This window comes from Demequina sp. NBRC 110051, from assembly GCF_002090055.1.
In the GTDB taxonomy this organism is placed as follows: domain Bacteria; phylum Actinomycetota; class Actinomycetes; order Actinomycetales; family Demequinaceae; genus Demequina.
On sequence record NZ_BBRH01000017.1, the window covers coordinates 15,698 to 32,385 of the forward strand.

The following is a 16,688-nucleotide window of genomic DNA, read 5'->3' on the forward strand; positions in this document are numbered from 1 at the left end:
CGTGACTGACACCGCGCTCACGCGCACCGACGCCCCCACCCGCACCCGGCCCCGCCGGGCGTGGGTGGGGGCACTCATCGGTGTCGCACTCGTCGTCCTTGCCGTGGCGAGCCTGTTTATCGGAGTGTCCGACGTGACCCCCGCGTCCCTCATCGCGGGCGACGCCGATGCCGCCTTCCTCCTCGTGGCCAGCCGAGTGCCGCGCACCGTCGCCGTGATCCTCGCCGGCGCCTCGCTCGCGATCGCGGGCCTCATCATGCAGATGATGGTGCGCAACAAGTTCGTCGAGCCCTCAACGACGGGCGTCACCGAGTTCGCGACGCTGGGCATGCTCGTCACGATCGTGCTGTGGCCAGGCATGGCCGTCGTCGGCAAGATGGGCGTCGCGACGGCCTTTGGGCTGGTCGGCACCTGGGTGTTCCTGCGCGTGATCCGCGCGGTGCCCGTGCGGCAGCTGGTGCTCGTGCCGCTGGTGGGGGTCATGCTCGGCGGCATCGTCGGCGCCGTCACCACCTTCTTCGCCTACCGACTGGACCTCTTGCAGTCGCTGGGCCAGTGGTCGCAGGGCAGCTTCGCGACCGTCATGCAGGGCCGCTACGAGTTCGTGTGGTTCGCCGCCGCCATGGTGGTGGTCGCGTGGATTGCGGCCGACCGCTTCAGCGTGATCGGCCTGGGCGAGGAGTTCGCCACCAACCTCGGCCTCAACTACCGACGCGTCATGGCCATCGGCACATGTGTGATCGCGGTGATCACGGCATCGGTGCTCGTCACCGCCGGCATGATTCCGTTTCTGGGACTCGTCGTGCCCAACATCGTCAGCCTGATGGTGGGCGACAACGTGCGCCGCTCCATTCCGTGGGTCGCGGGACTGGGCGCCGTCTTCGTCCTCGCGTGCGACATCATCGCGCGCACCGTGCGCTTCCCCTACGAGATTCCGCTCTCGGTCATCGTGGGCGTCATCGGCGCCGGCCTGTTCCTGTGGCTGCTGCTGAGAAAGGGAAGTCGTGCTCATTGACGTCGTCGAGGCGCCCGCTCCCCCACGCCGCCGCCTCACCTGGTCCTCGCCCGCCGTACGCATCGGCATGCTCGGCGCCGTCGTGGTCGCCCTCGCGGCCACCTATCTCTTCACCGACATCCCCGGCTCGTTCACGTTTGCGCTGCGCGTGCGCTCGCTGACCATCGCGGCGATGGCCGTGGTGGCGGTCGCCGTCGGCGTGTCGACCGTGGTCTTCCACACCATCACGGGCAACCGCATCTTGACGCCGTCGATCATGGGCTTCGACGCGTTCTACATGCTCATCTCCACGGTGATCGTGTTCGTCGCAGGAGGAGTCACGTTCCTGCGCACCGACCCCCTCACGCTGTGGGTGGTGCAGGTGCTCGTCATGGTCGCCTTCAGCACCCTGCTGTTCACGTGGCTGTTCGGCGGCAAGCGGCGCTCGCTGCACCTGATGCTCCTGGTGGGCATTGTGCTCGGCACGTTCTTCCGGTCGCTCACGGAGTGGATGCAGCGGATGCTCGACCCGCTCGACTTTCAGATCCTCACCGACACCGCCTTCGCGTCGCTCACCCGCCCCGACCCGACCCTCCTGGCGGCCACCGCCGTGATCGTCGCCGGCGGATGCGCGGCGATCGTGCCGCTGGTGCGCACGCTCGATGTGCTGTCGCTCGGGGAATCGGCCGCTGTGGGCCTCGGGGTCAACCATCGGCGTGTGGTGATGGCGCTGTTCATCATCGTGTCCGTGATGGTCGCGGCCTCGACAGCGCTCGTGGGCCCCATCCTGTTCTTTGGCCTCATCGTGGCCAACCTCGCCTACTCCTACGCCGGGACGTTCCGCCATCGCTGGGCGCTGCCGGCCGCGGCTCTGCTGGGCGCAGTCTTCCTGCTGGCCGGGCAGCTCATCCTCGAGCAGGTGTTCTCCTTCGGAGCGAGCCTGTCCATCGTGATCGAGTTCGCAGGCGGCCTGTTCTTCCTCGTGCTCGTGCTCAGAAAGGGGGCGCGATGATCGCGCTCGACCATGTCACCAAGCGCTACGGCAACACCGCGGCGCTCGATGACGTTTCCCTCACCCTCGGCGACGTGGGGGTCACCGCACTGCTGGGCCCCAACGGCGCGGGAAAGTCGACGCTGTTCTCGGTGGTGGGACGCCTCGTCCAGGCAGATGCCGGCACCGTGACGATCGACGGTCGCGACGTTGCCGAGACGCCCTCGTCCGACCTCGCGCGCACCCTCGCGGTGCTGCGCCAGGACAACCACATCGCGGCACGCCTCACGGTGCACGACCTGGTCGAGTTCGGCCGCTTTCCGCATTCGAAGGGCCGCCTCACCGTCGAGGATCGCGACCACATCGAGCGCGCACTCGACTACCTCGACCTCGAGCCCTTGCGCGACCGGTTCCTCGACGAACTCTCCGGCGGTCAGCGCCAGCGCGCCTTCGTCGCGATGATCCTCGCGCAGGACACGCGATACGTGTTGCTCGACGAGCCACTGAACAACCTGGACCTGCGCCACATGACGGAGATCATGCGACTGATCCGCCAGCTCGCGGACGAGTGGGGCAAGACCGTCATCGTGGTGCTCCACGACATCAACTTCGCCGCGCGCTACGCGGACCGGATCGTGGCCCTGCGCGACGGCCGCGTGGTGGCCGATGCCGACGTGTCCGGCTTCATGCGGCCCGACGTCCTCGCTGACATTTACGACAGCCCCGTCGAGGTCCACCAGATCGACGGCAAGCCCGTGGCGCTGTACTACGAATAGGCGCCTACGGCACCAGGGACGCCGCCACCACCTGGGCGGCCGCGGCGCGGTCCTCAGCAGTCCCGCCCAGGTCGGAGTCCGGCTTCGAGGACACCAGGACGGCCATCACGGCCATGCGCATGCGCAGCTTGTCCTCGATCGAGGCATCCTCGGGAAGCGCCGCGTCCCACAGCTGCTGCTTCATGTGATGGATCAGCTCGGTGGTGCGGCCCATGTTGGCCAGCGCCACCTCGTTCTGCTGCACACACTGCAGCACTCCCCCACCCGCGCCCCGGGTGATGTCGCCCAGGCGGCGGATCATCTCGATGCGGCGCTCATGCGTGGGCGTCTCCTCGCGCATCCAGGCGACGAGCTCGTCGACCTGAAACGCGACGGAGGACAGCAGCCCGTCGAGGATCTCCTCCTTGGACTTGAAGTGGTAGTACAGGGCCGCCTTCGTGACGCCCAGGTCCTCGGCAATCTCTCGCAGCGACGTCTGGTCGTACCCGTTAGACGTGAAGCGTTCAAGAGCAACCTCCTGGATCCGCTCGCGCGTGTCACCGCGCCTGCGCGTCGCCGCCTCAGCCATCACGTTCGCCTCCTGCTGTCGAGCAAATTTCACGTAAAAAATCGCCAACTAACTTGACGCCCGGTTAGTAGAGCGCCTAATGTCCACTACGTAACTTACCGGACGGCTAGGAAGTTCCACAAGAACCCGGGCCTCCACCTCGCCCAGCCGGGCATCCCCACGGACGGCGCCGCCCGCATCGGCCCTCCGCCGGCGCGCAAACCCTTCACGAAAGGTCCCCCCATGGACACCACCCCCGATCCCCGCCGCTGGTGGGGCCTGGCCGCGATCGGCCTCGCGCAGCTCATGGTCGTGCTCGACATGACCATCGTCAACATCGCGCTGCCCACCGCGCAGGCCGACCTCGGCATCTCCGACGCCGACCGCCAGTGGGTCATCACCGCCTACACCCTCGCCTTCGGCGGCCTGCTGCTGCTGGGCGGACGCCTGGGCGACGTCATGGGCCGCAAGCGCACGCTGCTCATTGGCCTCATCGGCTTCGCCGGCGCCTCGGCGCTGGGCGGCGTGGCACAGAACTTCGAGATGCTGATCTCGGCCCGCGCGCTCCAGGGAGTCTTCGCGGCCCTCCTCGCCCCCGCGGCTTTGTCCATGCTCAACGTCACGTTCACCGAGGCGAAGGAGCGCGCCCGCGCGCTCGGTATTTATGGCGCGATCGCCGGTGGCGGCGCGGCGATCGGCCTCATCCTCGGCGGCGCGCTCACCCAGTACGTCGACTGGCGCTGGACCCTGATGGTGAACGTGCCGATCGCGATCGTCGCGGTCATCGGCGCGTCGCTGTTCCTGCACGACCGTTCCAGCTCCACCGTGCGTGTGCGCCTCGACATCCCCGGCGCTGTTCTCGCCTCAGCCGGTCTGCTCGCGATCGTCTACGGCCTGTCGGAGGCGGAGACCGACGGCTGGACCTCGGGCATCGTGCTCGGCTCCCTCGCTGTGGGAATCGCCCTCATGGCTGTCTTCGTCGCGGTCGAGCGCCGCACCCCGCATGCCCTGCTGCCGCTGCACCTGCTGCGTGACCGCAACCGCGTGGGGGCACTCACCGCGGTCGGACTGAGCCAGATCGGCATGTTCGGCGTGTTCCTGTTCCTCACGTACTACATGCAGGGCATCCAGGGCTTCTCCCCCATGGCAACCGGCATCGCGTTCCTGCCCATGGTCGTCGGCATGATGACAGGGTCGGTCGGCATCTCGGCCCGCCTGCTGCCCCGCGTCGGCCCGCGCCGCCTCATGCTTCCCGGCCTGCTGCTCGCGGCCGCCGCCCTGGCCTTCCTCACGCAGATCGAGGTCGGGTCGTCGTACTGGCTGCACGTGTTCCCGGGCCTGGTCTTCCTGGGACTTGGCATGGGTATGACGTTCATGCCGTCGATGGCCACGGCGACCGGTGGGGTGCGCGGCACCGATGCCGGCGTGGTCTCGGCCACGCTCAACACCACGCAGCAGGTGGGTGGATCGATCGGCATCGCGCTGCTCAACACGGTCGCGGCCAACGCCACGACCCGCTGGATCACCGACAACGGCGGCCTCGACGCCGACCAGGCCCAGGCGGCCGTCTACGGCTTCACCACCGCCATGTGGGTCTCTGTCGCGGCGGTGCTCGTGGCCGCGGTGGCCGCCGCCCTGCTGGTGCGGGTGCAGCCGACCGTGCACGTCACGATCTCAGAGCCCGAAGTGCTTGCCGAAGCCGAGGTCGCCGGCTCGCCCCTGTCCGGGGCTCAAGCGCCGACGGCCGATGCCGTGGTCGCCCCGACGGCCCACCCCGGCTCAACGTCTGGCGAGGCGGGCACGCGGTGACGCGTCCCTGAGGCCTGGCCCTCCCGGCGCGGGCACGCTGCGAAGCGTCCCCGGTCAGCCATCCAGCGGCGCCCCCGGATACATTTCCGGGGGCGCCGCTGGCGTTCACGGTGGCGGTCAGGCCAGCTGCATAGTGGTGACGCACGTGGCGTCATCGGGGCCAGAGGTGTCGAGCCGCTGAGTGGCGGACTTGCCGTCCCGGGTGATGATGACATCCACCTCCGTGTCGCGCGGCAGCCACATCCCGTGGAAACCGTTCGGGCTCGTGGTCGAGGACTCGTCGACGAGCACCTCGCCCGTCTCCACATCGGTGACGAGCACGTCGATCGCGGCGCTCGACATCTCGCCGGTGCACGTGGTCAGCGAGTGGAAGTAGCACTCGTGGGTGCTGTCGGCGTAGGGAGCCACGGAGACGTAAAAGGCGTCGGCGGGCATGGGCATGGAGACCTCTGCCCCGTCGGCGCCGGTGAGGAGGAGCTCATCCGGCCGTACAGAGGCTCGGAGGTCGGCGGGGCGCTCGTCGAGTGGCATCGCCTCGAGCGCGTCGATGACCTGGCGGGCGTCGAGACCGTCGAGTCCATAGGGCGCGAGGACCGCGTCGGCTGCGGTGGCGGCGGCGGAAGCGGAAGCCGTGTTGGGAGCCTCGGCGGGCGGCGACGAGCACGCGGCGAGTCCCACGGCGAGGGCGGAGGCGATGGCTGCGGTGCGCAGCATGCGGGTGGTGCGAGTAGTCATGATCTGTCCTTCACGAGTGGTGGTGCCGCATGGATGCGGCGGGGAGCGCGGTGCCGCGGGCGACCGGGGGTCGGTTGCGGCGGCACTCACCTCACGTGCGACAGATACCGAGGGCGAGGAGGGTTGGGGACGGTTGCCGGGCGCCCCGTAGGGGGACGGGCGGTGCCGGGGTGCGGCGTGCGAGCAGCACGGCAAGCGGCCCGCGGGGGCCCATGACCGCCATGACGGCGAGCACGGAGAGAGTCAGCAGGCACGCCAACGCGACGCCGTCCTCGGGCTCGCCGCAGGTCTCGCAGGTGATGACCGGGGCCGCATCGACAACGGATTCCACGATCGCGTGGTGACCCGTCGATGCCCCGGCCGAGGCATCGGCCCATGCATGGGCGAAGCCCATCGCGATGCTGACCGCGAGGGCGAGGAGGCCGGCAAGCACCGCCGAGCGCACCGCGACCCGGCTACGGGGGTGGAGGCCGCTGGCGGTCATGCTCCACGACTGTAACCGCATATGCGCATCACGGTCAGGACCTCGGGCCCACATGGTCGGTGCCGTTGCGAGACGGCACACGTACGACGTACGCGGCATGTGCCTTGCTAGCGCGCAGCGACGGCGAGGGTGGCGACGAGCGAGTCTGCGCCGAGCGCGGGCGCGGTTCGGCGCCACGCGAGTTGAGTCCGTTCTCCTTGCAACCCGGGGTCTCACACAGACGTCACCCCAGCACCATCGCCATCACGACAAGAACATCGGCGAGAGTCGTCGCAGCCACGACGACGAGCCCCCACCACAAGCCGGGCAACGCTTCGTGGAGGCGTATGGATCTCTCGGCGGCATCCACGCTCACCACGCGAGTCCTTGCAGGACGGAACCGGCGACAAGTACACCAATGAGGCCGCCAGGCTCCACCGCGACTCAAGACCAGACGCCAGCGTCTGGAGCGCCACGCCCGCCGCCACGAGCGCGAGCGACGCGCGTAGCCATGCATGCAAGGTGCGCTCGTTCGCTTGGCTGAATCGCGCGTCGGGCTCGCTCCCCTGACCGTAGACCGCACGCGGGAAGCGCCGGGGCCGGTTCATCCTGCGACCGTCCGAAAGCCCGCATTGCACATCGGTGAATCCGGCGTATTAGACGAGCGCGCGGAGTTTCGGTAACGGATGCAATACGACGCGCCGCACGGTCGACGGCGTGCAGCGTGGACACCGGGCCGATGTCGGGGATCTCCGGGCCGGAGATGCCGATGGTCTGCGACCGTCCCGTCACGAGGGCGCGGTCCGCGACGCTGCGGCGGTAGCCCAGTTCTCGATCGCCTCAAGAACCTTGTCACGGGTCTCCGGTCGGACCACGGGGAAGTCGTCCAGCACGCGGCTGACGGTCTGATGCGAGATGCCCGTGCGCGGAGACGTCGTGCATGCTCGGACCGCGATTGCCGTTCGCCACGTGTACCTGCCTGTCGCACGTTCACACCTGCCGGAGGCGCACGGAGCTCGGGCCATCAATCCGTCGGATGTCGCACGGCCGGTGCGCGTTCGAGAGGTCGGTTCACCACGGCTTCGCGCACGGTTCTTTGGGCATGACGGTACGGCACGAGAACCTCCGGGCGGGAGACGATGTGGACATCACCCACCCCGTCCGGAGGTCCTCGCGTACTTCAGTCTCCAGCCCGAGGTGTCACCACGGTCCGGGCCGCATAGCGCGGGGCGGCGTCACCGACGTGCCGGTCCGTCAGCAGCTCGCGACCTTGCTCCACGGGCCCCACGGGGAGGTGCCGGGCTCCTGGTTGCGTGTCCACCACTGAGCTTTCCACAGTGCGCCATCACGCACGACGGCATCGCCCTCGCCGTACACACCTGATGCCGTCCAACTGGCTCCGCAGGCGCCGTTGAAACCGGCCTCCACCCACGGCCCGAAGGGCGAAACACCAGGCTCCTGGCCGCGTGTCCACCACTGCGCTTCGTAGGACGCGCCCCCGAAGGCAACGATGTCGCCGCGCTGGTAGCTGGCGGTCGAGTCGTACGTCGGTGCATCGACCGGTCGCTGGGCGTAGAGCCGGTTGCCGTCCGGACCGGTCCACTCGAGCTTGATCACGCCAGGGACCGCGGAGTCGGCGAGGCGCACAGGGTCGGCCCAGTATCCGAAGTTGGGATTGCGGAAGAACGTCATCCACACCTGACCGGACTCGTCGATGAACATGTTGTTGTGTCCGGCGCCTACACCGGCCGTGTAGCGCTCGGTGTAGGGGCCCTCGAAGGAGTCGGCCACGGCCACGATCGCGTCATACTGCTCCTGCGTCCCACCCGGCAGGTACGACAGCGCGGGATCGCTATCGGGACCCGATCGCCGCGACCACGCTGCGTGCATCAAGTAGTACTTACCGCCGTACTTCGTCACCGTCGCACCCTCGAGATAGGGCTCCGGCTTATACGTTGTCTGGTCGAACTTCGGCAGGTTGGTGGGCGTCACGAGGTTCTCCATGTCGTCGGTGAACAGGGCGTACTCGTGGTTGTGAAGCACCAGGTACGTGTCCTCGCCGTCATCGAAGAGCCCGCCGTCGATGTGGTATCGGGTCTGATTGGTGGGTCGAACCAGGTCGCCCAGGGGCTTGTCCACACTTGCTTCGATGTTGCGGTAGGGCCCTTCGGGCCCGCCGTCGCTCACCAGCACGAAGGAGCCGACGAGCCGCGCGTTGTCGCCCATCGTTCCGGCGAGATACCACGTGCCGTCGATGTAGTGCAGTTCCGGTGCCCAGGCCTGGCCTTCGCGGAGCGTGGAGTCTTCCGGGTTCTTGTACGTCTGCCAGTCGGCGACCACCGTGCGCTCGGCCGTGTTCTCGTCTACGAACTCCGGCGACCAGACCTTGCCCTTGGGCGCGTCGGGCCGAATTCCAGTGGTGTCCACCAGCGTCCAAGGCCCGTCGAGCCCGGGGGCTGTCCATACGTAGAAGCCGTCGTTCCACGGGCCCGCCTTGTCCAGACCAGGCACGCGGGTGGTGCCCGTCGCGACATACAGCGACTCACCGTCGACCTCGTACCGGTTGACGTAGGTGTCTCGCATCCACACCCTGCCCAGCTCCTCGTCCTGCGGTCGCAGCTCGAGGTCCAAGACCATCGAGTTATCGTCTCGTGCGGAGATCTCCTCTCGCTGATCGGCGATGCCGTATGGCTCGAGGTCAGGCCAGTTCGCGGGATAGGCGACGGAGCGCGGCGGGTCGGTATCCGCGTCCGTGGGTGGCGCAGCCACCGCAGCCACTGCTGCCGCGCCGAGGAGCGTCGCAGTCGCCGCGCACACTGCCACAGCCCCCGTCATCGTCCGCTTGAGTGACATGTCATTGTCCCTTCGCCTTTGAAGTAGCGCACGTGCTCGTGCGCATTTTCATACCAGCAGGGTCGTTTTTTTCCGGCAAGAACCTGACATAAAGAGGCCACATTTTCCGCACATGTGTTGACAGAATGCGGCCGGCAATCCAACGGACGCGTGCCCTCAGCCAGTGGCCAGGAGTCCTGCAGCCACTGCCAGGACGATCGCGCCCGTCGTGACCAGGCACGCCACGACGAGGAGATCACCGCCTCCGCGTCTCACCGCAGTCGCGCCCTGACCATGCAGATGGCGATACCGACGCTGCCCCAGCGCCGCGACGACGCCCGACGCCACAACACCGCCGATGCCTGCCAGCACCCACGACATGTCCCCCATCGCATGGGGCAGCACACGTGCCGCGACTACAGAGCCGACGGCCATGGCGAGCGCAGTACGGCGCCAAGCGAGCGCTGTGCGCTCTGGCTGCAGACCCGGGTCGCGAGGGGGTGTCATGCCCCGACGGTGGCCCACACCACGAGGGCGCCCGCGGCAGTCACTGCCACCGCCACGACAAGTCCCAGCCACGAACCAGGCAAGGGCCCATCGAGGCGCAGTGCACGCTCAGACTTCATCCAGTGCGCCCATGCGAGGGACGGCAGCACCAGCCCTGCCCCGATCAGCACGAGCGCCGCGCTAAGCCTCAGGCCCGGGTGCAGGTTCACCGCGAGCGCTTCGAGTGCCACGCCTGCGGCCATCAGCGCGAGCGCCGTGCGCATCCACGCGAGATAGGTGCGTTCGTTCGCGAAGGAGAACCGCACGTCAGGCTCACGACCGCGCGTGTACACGGAGCGGGGAAACCGCGTGTGCGCGCTCATCGGGCGACCGTGCGAAATCCGGCGTTGCCCATCGAGGAGTCGGGGGTGTTCGAGGAGCGTGCGGAGTTGCGATAGCGGTTGCAGTAGGACGGGTGACACAGGTAGCTGCCGCCGCGCAGAACACGTGCGCTTCCGTCGGCGGGCCCGACTGGATTGTCGCGCGGCGCCGAGGGGTACGTGCTCGGATTGAACCAGTCCTGGCACCACTCCCAGACGTTTCCCACCGGCTGCCACAGTCCATAGCCGTTGGGCTCAAAGGTTCGCACAGGCGCCGTGGTGAGAAACCCATCGGCGAGGGTGTTGACACGCGGAAACTCGCCCTGCCAGATGTTGACCCGCCACTCTGGCTCGTCGACCTCGTCGTCGCCCCACGGGTACTTGGCGCGCTCGATACCACCCCGCGCCGCGTACTCCCACTCGGCCTCCGTCGGGAGTCGCCGGCCGGCCCACTCGCAATACGCCTGAGCGTCGTTCCAACTGACGTGCACCGCCGGGTGATCACCACGATCTTCGATCGACGACAGTGCGCCGCCGGGCTGGCGCCATGACGCACCCCTGACGCCGAACCACCACGGCGTGCCCGCCGCCTGCCCCAGAATATCGGTGCGCGGCGCCTCCACGGCCAGGTGGAACACCGCGGAGTAGCCGAACTGCTCCGCTTCCGTGACGTACCCGGTCGCGTCCACGAAGGTCGCGAACGCGTCATTCGTGACCGTGGTCGCGTCGACCGAGAATGCATCGATGGTCACGGGATGCACCGGTGTCTCGCCGTCCGCGCTGTTGCGATCACCACTCGAGTCGCCCATCGCGAACGTGCCCGCAGGGACCATCACCTGCGCGACGGCGTGTGACGCGTCCGAGTGTCGGCTGGCGGCGCTGACGGGCAAGACGGGCCGTGACTGCGGCTGTGCGCCCGCGTCTCGTGGAGGCATTCCGCAACCGCAACCACACCCACTGTCGGCCATGTCAGGACCCTGTGCCTTCCGCGCCAGCTCCGAGCTGCGCCTCCCACCGCTCCTCGGTGTCGCTGGCGTGCCGTCGGTCGCCGACGTCGCGCTGTTCACGAAGCAACCGTCGACGGAGGTGACGTGCGATGTCCGCGTAGTGAGGGTCGTGGACCACGTTGCAGGTTTCGTCCGGGTCGGTCTCGAGGTCATACATCTCCCACTCGCCAGCGTAGGTGAACTCACCAGTGCCAGGGATGCCGAGACCGTCGTTGTAGTAGTAGATGAGCTTGTAGCGATCCGTGCGATATCCATAGTGGGCGGGTGCCTTGTGGAAGACATCATCGTGCTCCCAATACCGGTAATAGAAGCCGTCTCGCCGTCCCGTCTCGCCCGCTTCGATGGCGCCGAGAATGCTGCGCCCCTGCATACGCTGTGGCGCGTCGATCCCGGTTGCGTCCAGGACAGTCTGAGCGATGTCGACATTAGTGAGGATGCCCTCTTCCCTGGTGCCCGCTGGCAGGCGACGCGGATAGGACATGATCACCGGCATCCGGATCGACTCTTCGTACATGAAGCGCTTGTCGAACCACCCGTGGTCGCCCAAGAAGAAACCTTGGTCCGATGCGTACACCACGAGCGTGTCGTCGAAGAGCTCCCGCTCGTGCAGCCAATCGGTTACACGCCCCACGTTCTCGTCGACGGCCTCGACGCAGCGCAGGTAGTCCTCCATGTATCTCTGGTACTTCCACACCGCCTCCTCGTCGTACGTGAGGCCGGGCGGCGGCTCCATCTTGAGATCCTCGGCCGTGAGGTGATCGGCGATGCGCATGGCCGCGCGGCGAGCCGACGAGGAGCGGGTCGCGAGATCGTCGTCCCACGTGGCGGGCAGCGGCACGGGCTCGCGTCGTTCGGCGAGGTGCCGCGGCGCGGGTTCCCAGGGCCGATGCGGTGCTTTATGCCAGATCAGCACGCACCATGGAGTCTGGTCATCGAGCGTCTCGAGCCACGCGAGCGCAAGGTCAGTGATGACATCCGTCGCGTACCCCTCCTCGACCCTCAGCCCCGACGGGTTGAGGAATCGAGGATTGTGGTACTCGCCCTGGTCGATCAACACGTCCCAGTAGTCGAACCCCTGCGGGTCGTGGCCATCACCGTCGCCCATGTGCCACTTGCCGACGACTGCGGTGCGGTATCCCGCTGCCTTCAGGTGAGTGATGAATGTAGGTTGCGCAGCGTCGATGGGCGTGACAAGGGTGGTCACTCCGTTGACGTGGCTATACGTTCCGGTCAGGATGGATGCCCTGCTCGGTGAGCACAGCGAGTTGGTGGCGAAGCAGTTCTCCAGCACCGCGCCGCCGTGCGCGAGCTCGTCGATGCGGGGCGTCTCATTGACGATCGAGCCGTAGGCACCGATCGCGTGAGCGGCGTGGTCGTCGGTCAGGATGAGCACCACGTTTGGGCGTGTGGTCATGTTGTCGTCTCGGCGTTCGCCTCTCGACGATAGGTCGTCTCGTCCAAACCGGATTGGGTGGGATCGTAGTCGACCTCCCCTACGTCATACATCGTCGTCATCCAGTGGTAGAAGTTGTCGCCGCGCGCGCGCAGCGCCCGGTACAGCCGTGCCATCATGTCGCGCACCACACCTTGCATCTCGGGGTGCGCGTAGATGTTGATCAGCTCATCGGGATCGTTGTCCAGGTCGTACAGCTCGTTGATCGAGTCTGGATTCACAACCAGCTTGTACTGTTCGTCTCGGAGCATCCGCTGGGGATACGGGAAATGATGCCCGTGGAACTCGCACAAGACCTCACGAGGCCATGCCGGCACATGCTCACCTGCAACCAACGGCAACAGACTTCGGGAGTCCACCGCCGCCTCGGAATCCACACCCGCTATCTCCAGGATCGTTGCGGTGGCATCGAGAAGGCTGACAAACTCGCGCCGCACCTGCCCAGAAGGTGAGCCCGGCACGCGCACAATGCCTGCCGTACGGTAAATGTCCTCGTACATCGCGGGCCCCTTGTCGTGCAGGCGGTGCGATCCGGTAAATTCGCCGTGGTCGGAGGTAAAGAAAACCGCAGTGTTGTCCGTCAGACCCAGATCGGCCAGCGCCGCCATCACTCGACCGATTTCCATGTCGATCAGAGCGACGTATCCCCAGTAGACCGCTATCAACTTCCGACTGACCTCGATGGGCATAGTGTCGAAGGTCCAGTGCTCACTGTAATTGCGCTGCACCGGCGGTTTACCGGCGAAGGTTTCCGACATCGACTTCGGAAGTTCAACGTCTTGCGGGTCGTACAGATCGAAGTACTCGTCGGGCAGGATGTAGGGCAGGTGTGGCCCGAAGAAGTTCAACTGAACGAAGAATGGCTTCCCGTCGTTCGAAGAATCCGCAGCGTAGCGTTCGAGCATCTCGATGGTCCGCGTCGCCAGGTAGTGCTCGAAGGTCGCCTCCACCGGCTGGTGGAGCCGGGCAGCCAACAGGTTGCCCGGCCCACCATTGGGCAACGTTCCCCGGATACGGTCGCTAATGCGGTACTCAGGGAGCCCACGATCGCGCAGGTATCCGACGTAATCCTCGTTCTCGACAGGGTTGTGCCATCCGGGAAGGTCGGGGCCGTCGAAGCCGAAGTCCGCCGCGGAACGCTGCGTTCCAGCATGCCACTTCCCGACAAGCCCGGTGTTGTAGCCCTTGGCGCGCAGCGCCTCCACGAACGTGAAGGCTCCCGGTTCGAGGTCCTCGAGATAGCCCACGTTGCGCTCGTGGTTGGCGAGGACCCGATGCCGAAACGGCGCCTGGCCGGTCAGCAAACTCGCACGTGCAGGCGTACAGATGGCCGTTGGCGTGTACCACCGGTCAAAACGCGTGCCCGTCCGCGCGAGCTCGTCGAGCACCGGTGTGGCGACGTGCCGATTCCCGTAGGCTCCCAGGGTGTCGGCCCGGTGCTGATCAGTCATGAGGAAGAGGATGTTGCTCGGCGACATTGTGGACTACTCGCCTGCCTTCAGAAACAGATCGCCAGTGTAGAACGAGCCTGGCTCGACGGTGGCGTCGAGCTTGCCTGCGCCCACAAAGTAATCGACCATTCCGGACAGCCAGGAGTCGACCGTTCCGTCCTCCGTGAGGGTGTCAATTTCGTCGAGAGAAAGAATCTTCACGTTCGCAGCATCACCCGCAACCGCCTCCTCCTCGAGCGCGTTAAACGAAGCAGTCATCGCAATCGATTCGTCGACGTTGGCGGCGCGGAACTCCATTGCATCGCGCAATGCCTTGAGAACGCGGTCGAGCTTGTCGGACTCGTTCTCGACGAGGTCGTTGCTGGCGACAAAGGCAGTCGGGAAAGCCACCGTGTCCTCAAAGTCGGAGTTGTCGGCAATCTCGACAAGATCGGGGACCTGCTCCTTCACCGTCTCGAGCGCGGGGTACCAGAAGCCGGCGCCATCGACCTGGCCAGACGAGAGTGCAGCCACGATAGCGCTGGGCTCCATCGGCAAAGCCTCGATATCGTCCTTCGTCATCCCCGCGTCCTGGAGAGCAAGTGTCAGGATCATGTCGCCTGAGGTGCCTTCGGGGAACGCCACGGTCTTGCCACGAAGGTCTTCCATGGTGTCGTTGCCCGGCTGGCCGACCACGCGGTCAGCCTGGCCCAGCGTGTTGATGGCGACGATCTTCGACTGCCCGCTCGCGGGAAGCCAGAACGCCCCGGGACCGATGTAGCCGAAGTCGAGGTCGCCGGTACCGAGTGCCTGGATCTGCAGCGGCCCGTTGGTGAAGGTTTGGGTCGACACGTTGAGCCCGTAATCGTCCCAGATGCCCTCTTCTTCGGCGATCGCTAAAAGGCTCGTGCCGTTGTAGTCGGGGATGAAACCAAAGTTCACATCGATGACGTCGTCGTACTGACCGCCGGGCGCCTCGGAGTTGGCGCCCGTGGGCGCTGCCGCACCCGTCGACGACTCCTCGGTGGTGGAAGCGCTAGAACAGCCGACGGCCGTCACGGTGACTGCCGCGCTCATCGCGAGCGCCGCAACATACTTTCGCAGGTGGTGCATGGGTTCCCTCCTCGGGGGACTGAAGGACGCGTCAGTGCGACGCGGTGCCGGCGACGTTGCCGGACTGCTGGTGATAGACGGAATGCCAAACGCGATTGCGCAGCTCGGTGAACTCCGGGCTGAGCCGTACGTCCTCCGTCCGGGGATAGGGCAGGTTGACGTCGACCACGTCATAGATCCGCCCTGGGCGTGCCGCCATCACGACCACGCGATTGGCGAGGAAGACCGCCTCGTCGACGTCATGCGTAATAAAGACGACGGTGCGCTGCTCGCGACTCCACGTATCGAGCAGTTGCTCCTGGAGCTTGACCCTAGTGAGCGCGTCGAGTGCGCCGAACGGTTCGTCCATGAGCAGGATCGAAGGATTAACCGCATACGCCCGCGCGATCGCGCAGCGCTGCTTCATGCCACCCGACAGCATTTTGGGCAAGGCATCGGCGAACTGGCTCAGACCTACCATCTCGATGAAGTGCTCGGCTCGCTCGCGGCGCTCGGTTTTCGACACTCCCGCGACCTTGAGCCCGAACTCCACGTTCTTACGCACGGTCAGCCAGGGGAACAACGCATATTGCTGGAAGATGACGCCACGATCGGGGCCCGGACCCGAGACCGAGGTGCCCGCAACGAACGCCTCTCCCGCCGTCGGCTCCTCGAGGCCGGCGAGGATGTTCATCAAGGTGGACTTGCCGCAACCCGACGGGCCCACCACCGTGACAAATTCGTTGTCGGCGATGTCGAGATCGACATGGTCGAGCGCGACGAAGTCTTCGTCCTTGAGCGAGAAGACCTTACGGACTCCGCTGATCGAAATCTTTGGTCCTGCGGTATCGGTCATCGTCGCTCCTGCCATCCAGTGAGCCGACTCTCCGCGAACAACAGCAGGCGGTCCATCACGAGCCCGAGGACTCCGATGATGACGATGCTCACGAAGATGGTCGGCAGGTCGTAGTAGATCTGTGCCTGCTGCATACGGAACCCGAGACCCGCTTGGGCGGCGAGGAGCTCGGCGGCGACAAGCGTGGCCCACGCCGATCCCAGACCCACGCGCATACCGACGAGGATGAACGGAGTCGACGCCGGGACCACGACGCGCGCGAAGATGGTGCCGTCCTTGGCCCCTAGGACTCGCGCGGCGTTGATGAGGGTGCGATCGACGCTCACCACGCCCTGAAAGGTCGAGATCACGCAGGCCAGGAAGGCTGCAAGGAAGATCACGGACACCTTCGGCACCTCACCGATGCCGAGGAGCACCAGGACCAGCGGCAGCAATGCCAACGGAGGGATCGTGCGGAAGAACTGGATCCAGGGCTCAAAGAGCCCGCGCGCGATCGAGTACCAACCCATCAGGAACCCCACGGGAATCGCAGCGGCAGAACCCAGGATGAATCCGATGAGCACACGCTGCAGGCTTGCCAGGACGTCCTCCTGAATGATTCCTGCAGACCACATCCGAGCGGCGGCCTCGACGACCTCTGGAGGGGTCGGGAGTTGGAGCCCGCTCAGCGCAAGCAGCCACCAGATTCCGATTCCCGCGACAATCGAGATCGCGTTGTAGAGGTACATACGGGTGCGCTTCGACATCACCCGTCGCACGCGGCCTCGGGATGAGGGAGAACTGGGCCGCGCTGCACCGGAGCCAGACACCGGCGACGAGTCGACCCCCTGCGGGGCT

19 protein-coding genes and 1 pseudogene are annotated in these 16,688 nt (G+C 66.4%); 4 read left to right on the top strand and 16 right to left on the bottom strand.

Annotation, left to right across the window (positions count from 1 at the left end; genetic code table 11):
• Position 1 precedes the first annotated feature (1 nt).
• From B7K20_RS10505 to B7K20_RS10515, 3 genes are read left to right on the top strand one after another with little or no spacing between them, the layout of a single operon-like run.
• Complete coding sequence (locus B7K20_RS10505) at positions 2–1,015, top strand: ABC transporter permease (RefSeq protein ID WP_144018642.1); 1,014 nt, start codon at positions 2–4, stop codon at positions 1,013–1,015.
• Positions 1,005–2,006, top strand: a complete 1,002-nt coding sequence (locus tag B7K20_RS10510) for an iron chelate uptake ABC transporter family permease subunit (RefSeq protein WP_234985801.1) — start codon at positions 1,005–1,007, stop codon at positions 2,004–2,006. The genes B7K20_RS10505 and B7K20_RS10510 overlap by 11 nt, the downstream gene beginning before the upstream one ends.
• Positions 2,003–2,761, top strand: a complete 759-nt coding sequence (locus B7K20_RS10515) for an ABC transporter ATP-binding protein (RefSeq protein WP_084102480.1) — start codon at positions 2,003–2,005, stop codon at positions 2,759–2,761. Before B7K20_RS10510 ends, B7K20_RS10515 begins: the two co-directional genes overlap by 4 nt.
• Before the next feature lie 4 nt (positions 2,762–2,765).
• Here B7K20_RS10515 and B7K20_RS10520 read toward each other — a convergent pair whose 3' ends face one another.
• Entirely contained in the window at positions 2,766–3,329 is a 564-nt protein-coding gene (locus tag B7K20_RS10520) for a TetR/AcrR family transcriptional regulator (protein ID WP_084102481.1), read from the bottom strand.
• A gap of 222 nt (positions 3,330–3,551) precedes the next feature.
• On the opposite strand from B7K20_RS10520, the gene B7K20_RS10525 reads away from it, so the two are divergent.
• The gene (locus B7K20_RS10525) at positions 3,552–5,117 is read left to right on the top strand and encodes an MFS transporter (RefSeq protein WP_084102482.1); all 1,566 of its coding nucleotides are present in this window, start codon (positions 3,552–3,554) and stop codon (positions 5,115–5,117) included.
• Between the two features lie 117 nt (positions 5,118–5,234).
• On the opposite strand, the gene B7K20_RS10530 is transcribed toward B7K20_RS10525, so the two are convergent.
• The 15 genes and pseudogenes from B7K20_RS10530 to B7K20_RS10595 all read right to left on the bottom strand — a co-directional run bounded on the left by B7K20_RS10530 (position 5,235) and on the right by B7K20_RS10595 (position 16,597).
• Entirely contained in the window at positions 5,235–5,852 is a 618-nt protein-coding gene (locus B7K20_RS10530) for a CueP family metal-binding protein (RefSeq protein WP_144018643.1), read from the bottom strand.
• Between the two features lie 91 nt (positions 5,853–5,943).
• Complete coding sequence (locus B7K20_RS10535; RefSeq protein WP_084102483.1) at positions 5,944–6,336, bottom strand: hypothetical protein; 393 nt, start codon at positions 6,334–6,336, stop codon at positions 5,944–5,946.
• Between the two features lie 107 nt (positions 6,337–6,443).
• Positions 6,444–6,539: a DUF202 domain-containing protein gene (locus B7K20_RS10540; protein WP_084102484.1), complete on the bottom strand. Its 96-nt coding sequence runs from the start codon at positions 6,537–6,539 to the stop codon at positions 6,444–6,446.
• Positions 6,540–6,559: 20 nt separating this feature from the next.
• Complete coding sequence (locus tag B7K20_RS13360) at positions 6,560–6,691, bottom strand: hypothetical protein (RefSeq protein WP_255372768.1); 132 nt, start codon at positions 6,689–6,691, stop codon at positions 6,560–6,562.
• A gap of 94 nt (positions 6,692–6,785) precedes the next feature.
• Positions 6,786–6,923 (bottom strand): annotated as a pseudogene (locus tag B7K20_RS13315) (YidH family protein); the annotation flags it as partial.
• A gap of 180 nt (positions 6,924–7,103) precedes the next feature.
• Complete coding sequence (locus B7K20_RS13325) at positions 7,104–7,208, bottom strand: hypothetical protein (RefSeq protein ID WP_234985802.1); 105 nt, start codon at positions 7,206–7,208, stop codon at positions 7,104–7,106.
• Between the two features lie 361 nt (positions 7,209–7,569).
• Entirely contained in the window at positions 7,570–9,168 is a 1,599-nt protein-coding gene (locus B7K20_RS10560; protein ID WP_084102487.1) for a family 43 glycosylhydrolase, read from the bottom strand.
• 156 nt (positions 9,169–9,324) lie between these two features.
• On the bottom strand, positions 9,325–9,654 hold the full coding sequence (locus B7K20_RS10565; protein WP_084102488.1) for a DUF202 domain-containing protein: 330 nt from the start codon (positions 9,652–9,654) through the stop codon (positions 9,325–9,327).
• The gene (locus B7K20_RS10570; RefSeq protein ID WP_084102489.1) at positions 9,651–10,016 is read right to left on the bottom strand and encodes a YidH family protein; all 366 of its coding nucleotides are present in this window, start codon (positions 10,014–10,016) and stop codon (positions 9,651–9,653) included. Before B7K20_RS10570 ends, B7K20_RS10565 begins: the two co-directional genes overlap by 4 nt.
• Positions 10,013–10,981 (bottom strand): formylglycine-generating enzyme family protein, encoded by a 969-nt coding sequence (locus B7K20_RS10575; protein WP_084102490.1) that lies wholly within the window; start codon positions 10,979–10,981, stop codon positions 10,013–10,015. The genes B7K20_RS10570 and B7K20_RS10575 overlap by 4 nt, the downstream gene beginning before the upstream one ends.
• Before the next feature lies 1 nt (position 10,982).
• A complete protein-coding gene (locus tag B7K20_RS10580) occupies positions 10,983–12,434 on the bottom strand; it encodes a sulfatase (RefSeq protein ID WP_084102491.1) in 1,452 nt (483 codons plus the stop codon).
• The gene (locus B7K20_RS12960) at positions 12,431–13,951 is read right to left on the bottom strand and encodes a sulfatase-like hydrolase/transferase (protein ID WP_144018645.1); all 1,521 of its coding nucleotides are present in this window, start codon (positions 13,949–13,951) and stop codon (positions 12,431–12,433) included. Before B7K20_RS12960 ends, B7K20_RS10580 begins: the two co-directional genes overlap by 4 nt.
• 6 nt (positions 13,952–13,957) lie before the next feature.
• Positions 13,958–15,016, bottom strand: a complete 1,059-nt coding sequence (locus B7K20_RS12965; protein WP_234985804.1) for an aliphatic sulfonate ABC transporter substrate-binding protein — start codon at positions 15,014–15,016, stop codon at positions 13,958–13,960.
• A 31-nt stretch (positions 15,017–15,047) separates the two neighbouring features.
• Complete coding sequence (locus B7K20_RS10590) at positions 15,048–15,851, bottom strand: ABC transporter ATP-binding protein (RefSeq protein ID WP_084102492.1); 804 nt, start codon at positions 15,849–15,851, stop codon at positions 15,048–15,050.
• Positions 15,848–16,597 carry an ABC transporter permease gene (locus tag B7K20_RS10595; protein WP_084102493.1) on the bottom strand — a complete coding sequence of 250 codons (750 nt, stop codon included), beginning with the start codon at positions 16,595–16,597 and terminating at the stop codon, positions 15,848–15,850. The genes B7K20_RS10590 and B7K20_RS10595 overlap by 4 nt, the downstream gene beginning before the upstream one ends.
• Between the last annotated feature and the right edge of the window lie 91 nt (positions 16,598–16,688).

What these genes read in the sequence shown, in the direction of transcription:
- B7K20_RS10565 (WP_084102488.1), bottom strand. Translation starts at nt 9,654, where the DNA reads ATGACACCCCCTCGCGACCCGGGTCTGCAGCCAGAGCGCACAGCGCTC.
- B7K20_RS10595 (WP_084102493.1), bottom strand. Translation starts at nt 16,597, where the DNA reads ATGTCGAAGCGCACCCGTATGTACCTCTACAACGCGATCTCGATTGTC.
- B7K20_RS10535 (WP_084102483.1), bottom strand. Translation starts at nt 6,336, where the DNA reads ATGACCGCCAGCGGCCTCCACCCCCGTAGCCGGGTCGCGGTGCGCTCG.
- B7K20_RS10570 (WP_084102489.1), bottom strand. Translation starts at nt 10,016, where the DNA reads ATGAGCGCGCACACGCGGTTTCCCCGCTCCGTGTACACGCGCGGTCGT.
- B7K20_RS10560 (WP_084102487.1), bottom strand. Translation starts at nt 9,168, where the DNA reads ATGTCACTCAAGCGGACGATGACGGGGGCTGTGGCAGTGTGCGCGGCG.
- B7K20_RS10580 (WP_084102491.1), bottom strand. Translation starts at nt 12,434, where the DNA reads ATGACCACACGCCCAAACGTGGTGCTCATCCTGACCGACGACCACGCC.
- B7K20_RS12960 (WP_144018645.1), bottom strand. Translation starts at nt 13,951, where the DNA reads ATGTCGCCGAGCAACATCCTCTTCCTCATGACTGATCAGCACCGGGCC.
- B7K20_RS10520 (WP_084102481.1), bottom strand. Translation starts at nt 3,329, where the DNA reads ATGGCTGAGGCGGCGACGCGCAGGCGCGGTGACACGCGCGAGCGGATC.
- B7K20_RS10575 (WP_084102490.1), bottom strand. Translation starts at nt 10,981, where the DNA reads ATGGCCGACAGTGGGTGTGGTTGCGGTTGCGGAATGCCTCCACGAGAC.
- B7K20_RS10590 (WP_084102492.1), bottom strand. Translation starts at nt 15,851, where the DNA reads ATGACCGATACCGCAGGACCAAAGATTTCGATCAGCGGAGTCCGTAAG.
- B7K20_RS10525 (WP_084102482.1), top strand. Translation starts at nt 3,552, where the DNA reads ATGGACACCACCCCCGATCCCCGCCGCTGGTGGGGCCTGGCCGCGATC.
- B7K20_RS12965 (WP_234985804.1), bottom strand. Translation starts at nt 15,016, where the DNA reads ATGCACCACCTGCGAAAGTATGTTGCGGCGCTCGCGATGAGCGCGGCA.
- B7K20_RS10530 (WP_144018643.1), bottom strand. Translation starts at nt 5,852, where the DNA reads ATGACTACTCGCACCACCCGCATGCTGCGCACCGCAGCCATCGCCTCC.
- B7K20_RS10515 (WP_084102480.1), top strand. Translation starts at nt 2,003, where the DNA reads ATGATCGCGCTCGACCATGTCACCAAGCGCTACGGCAACACCGCGGCG.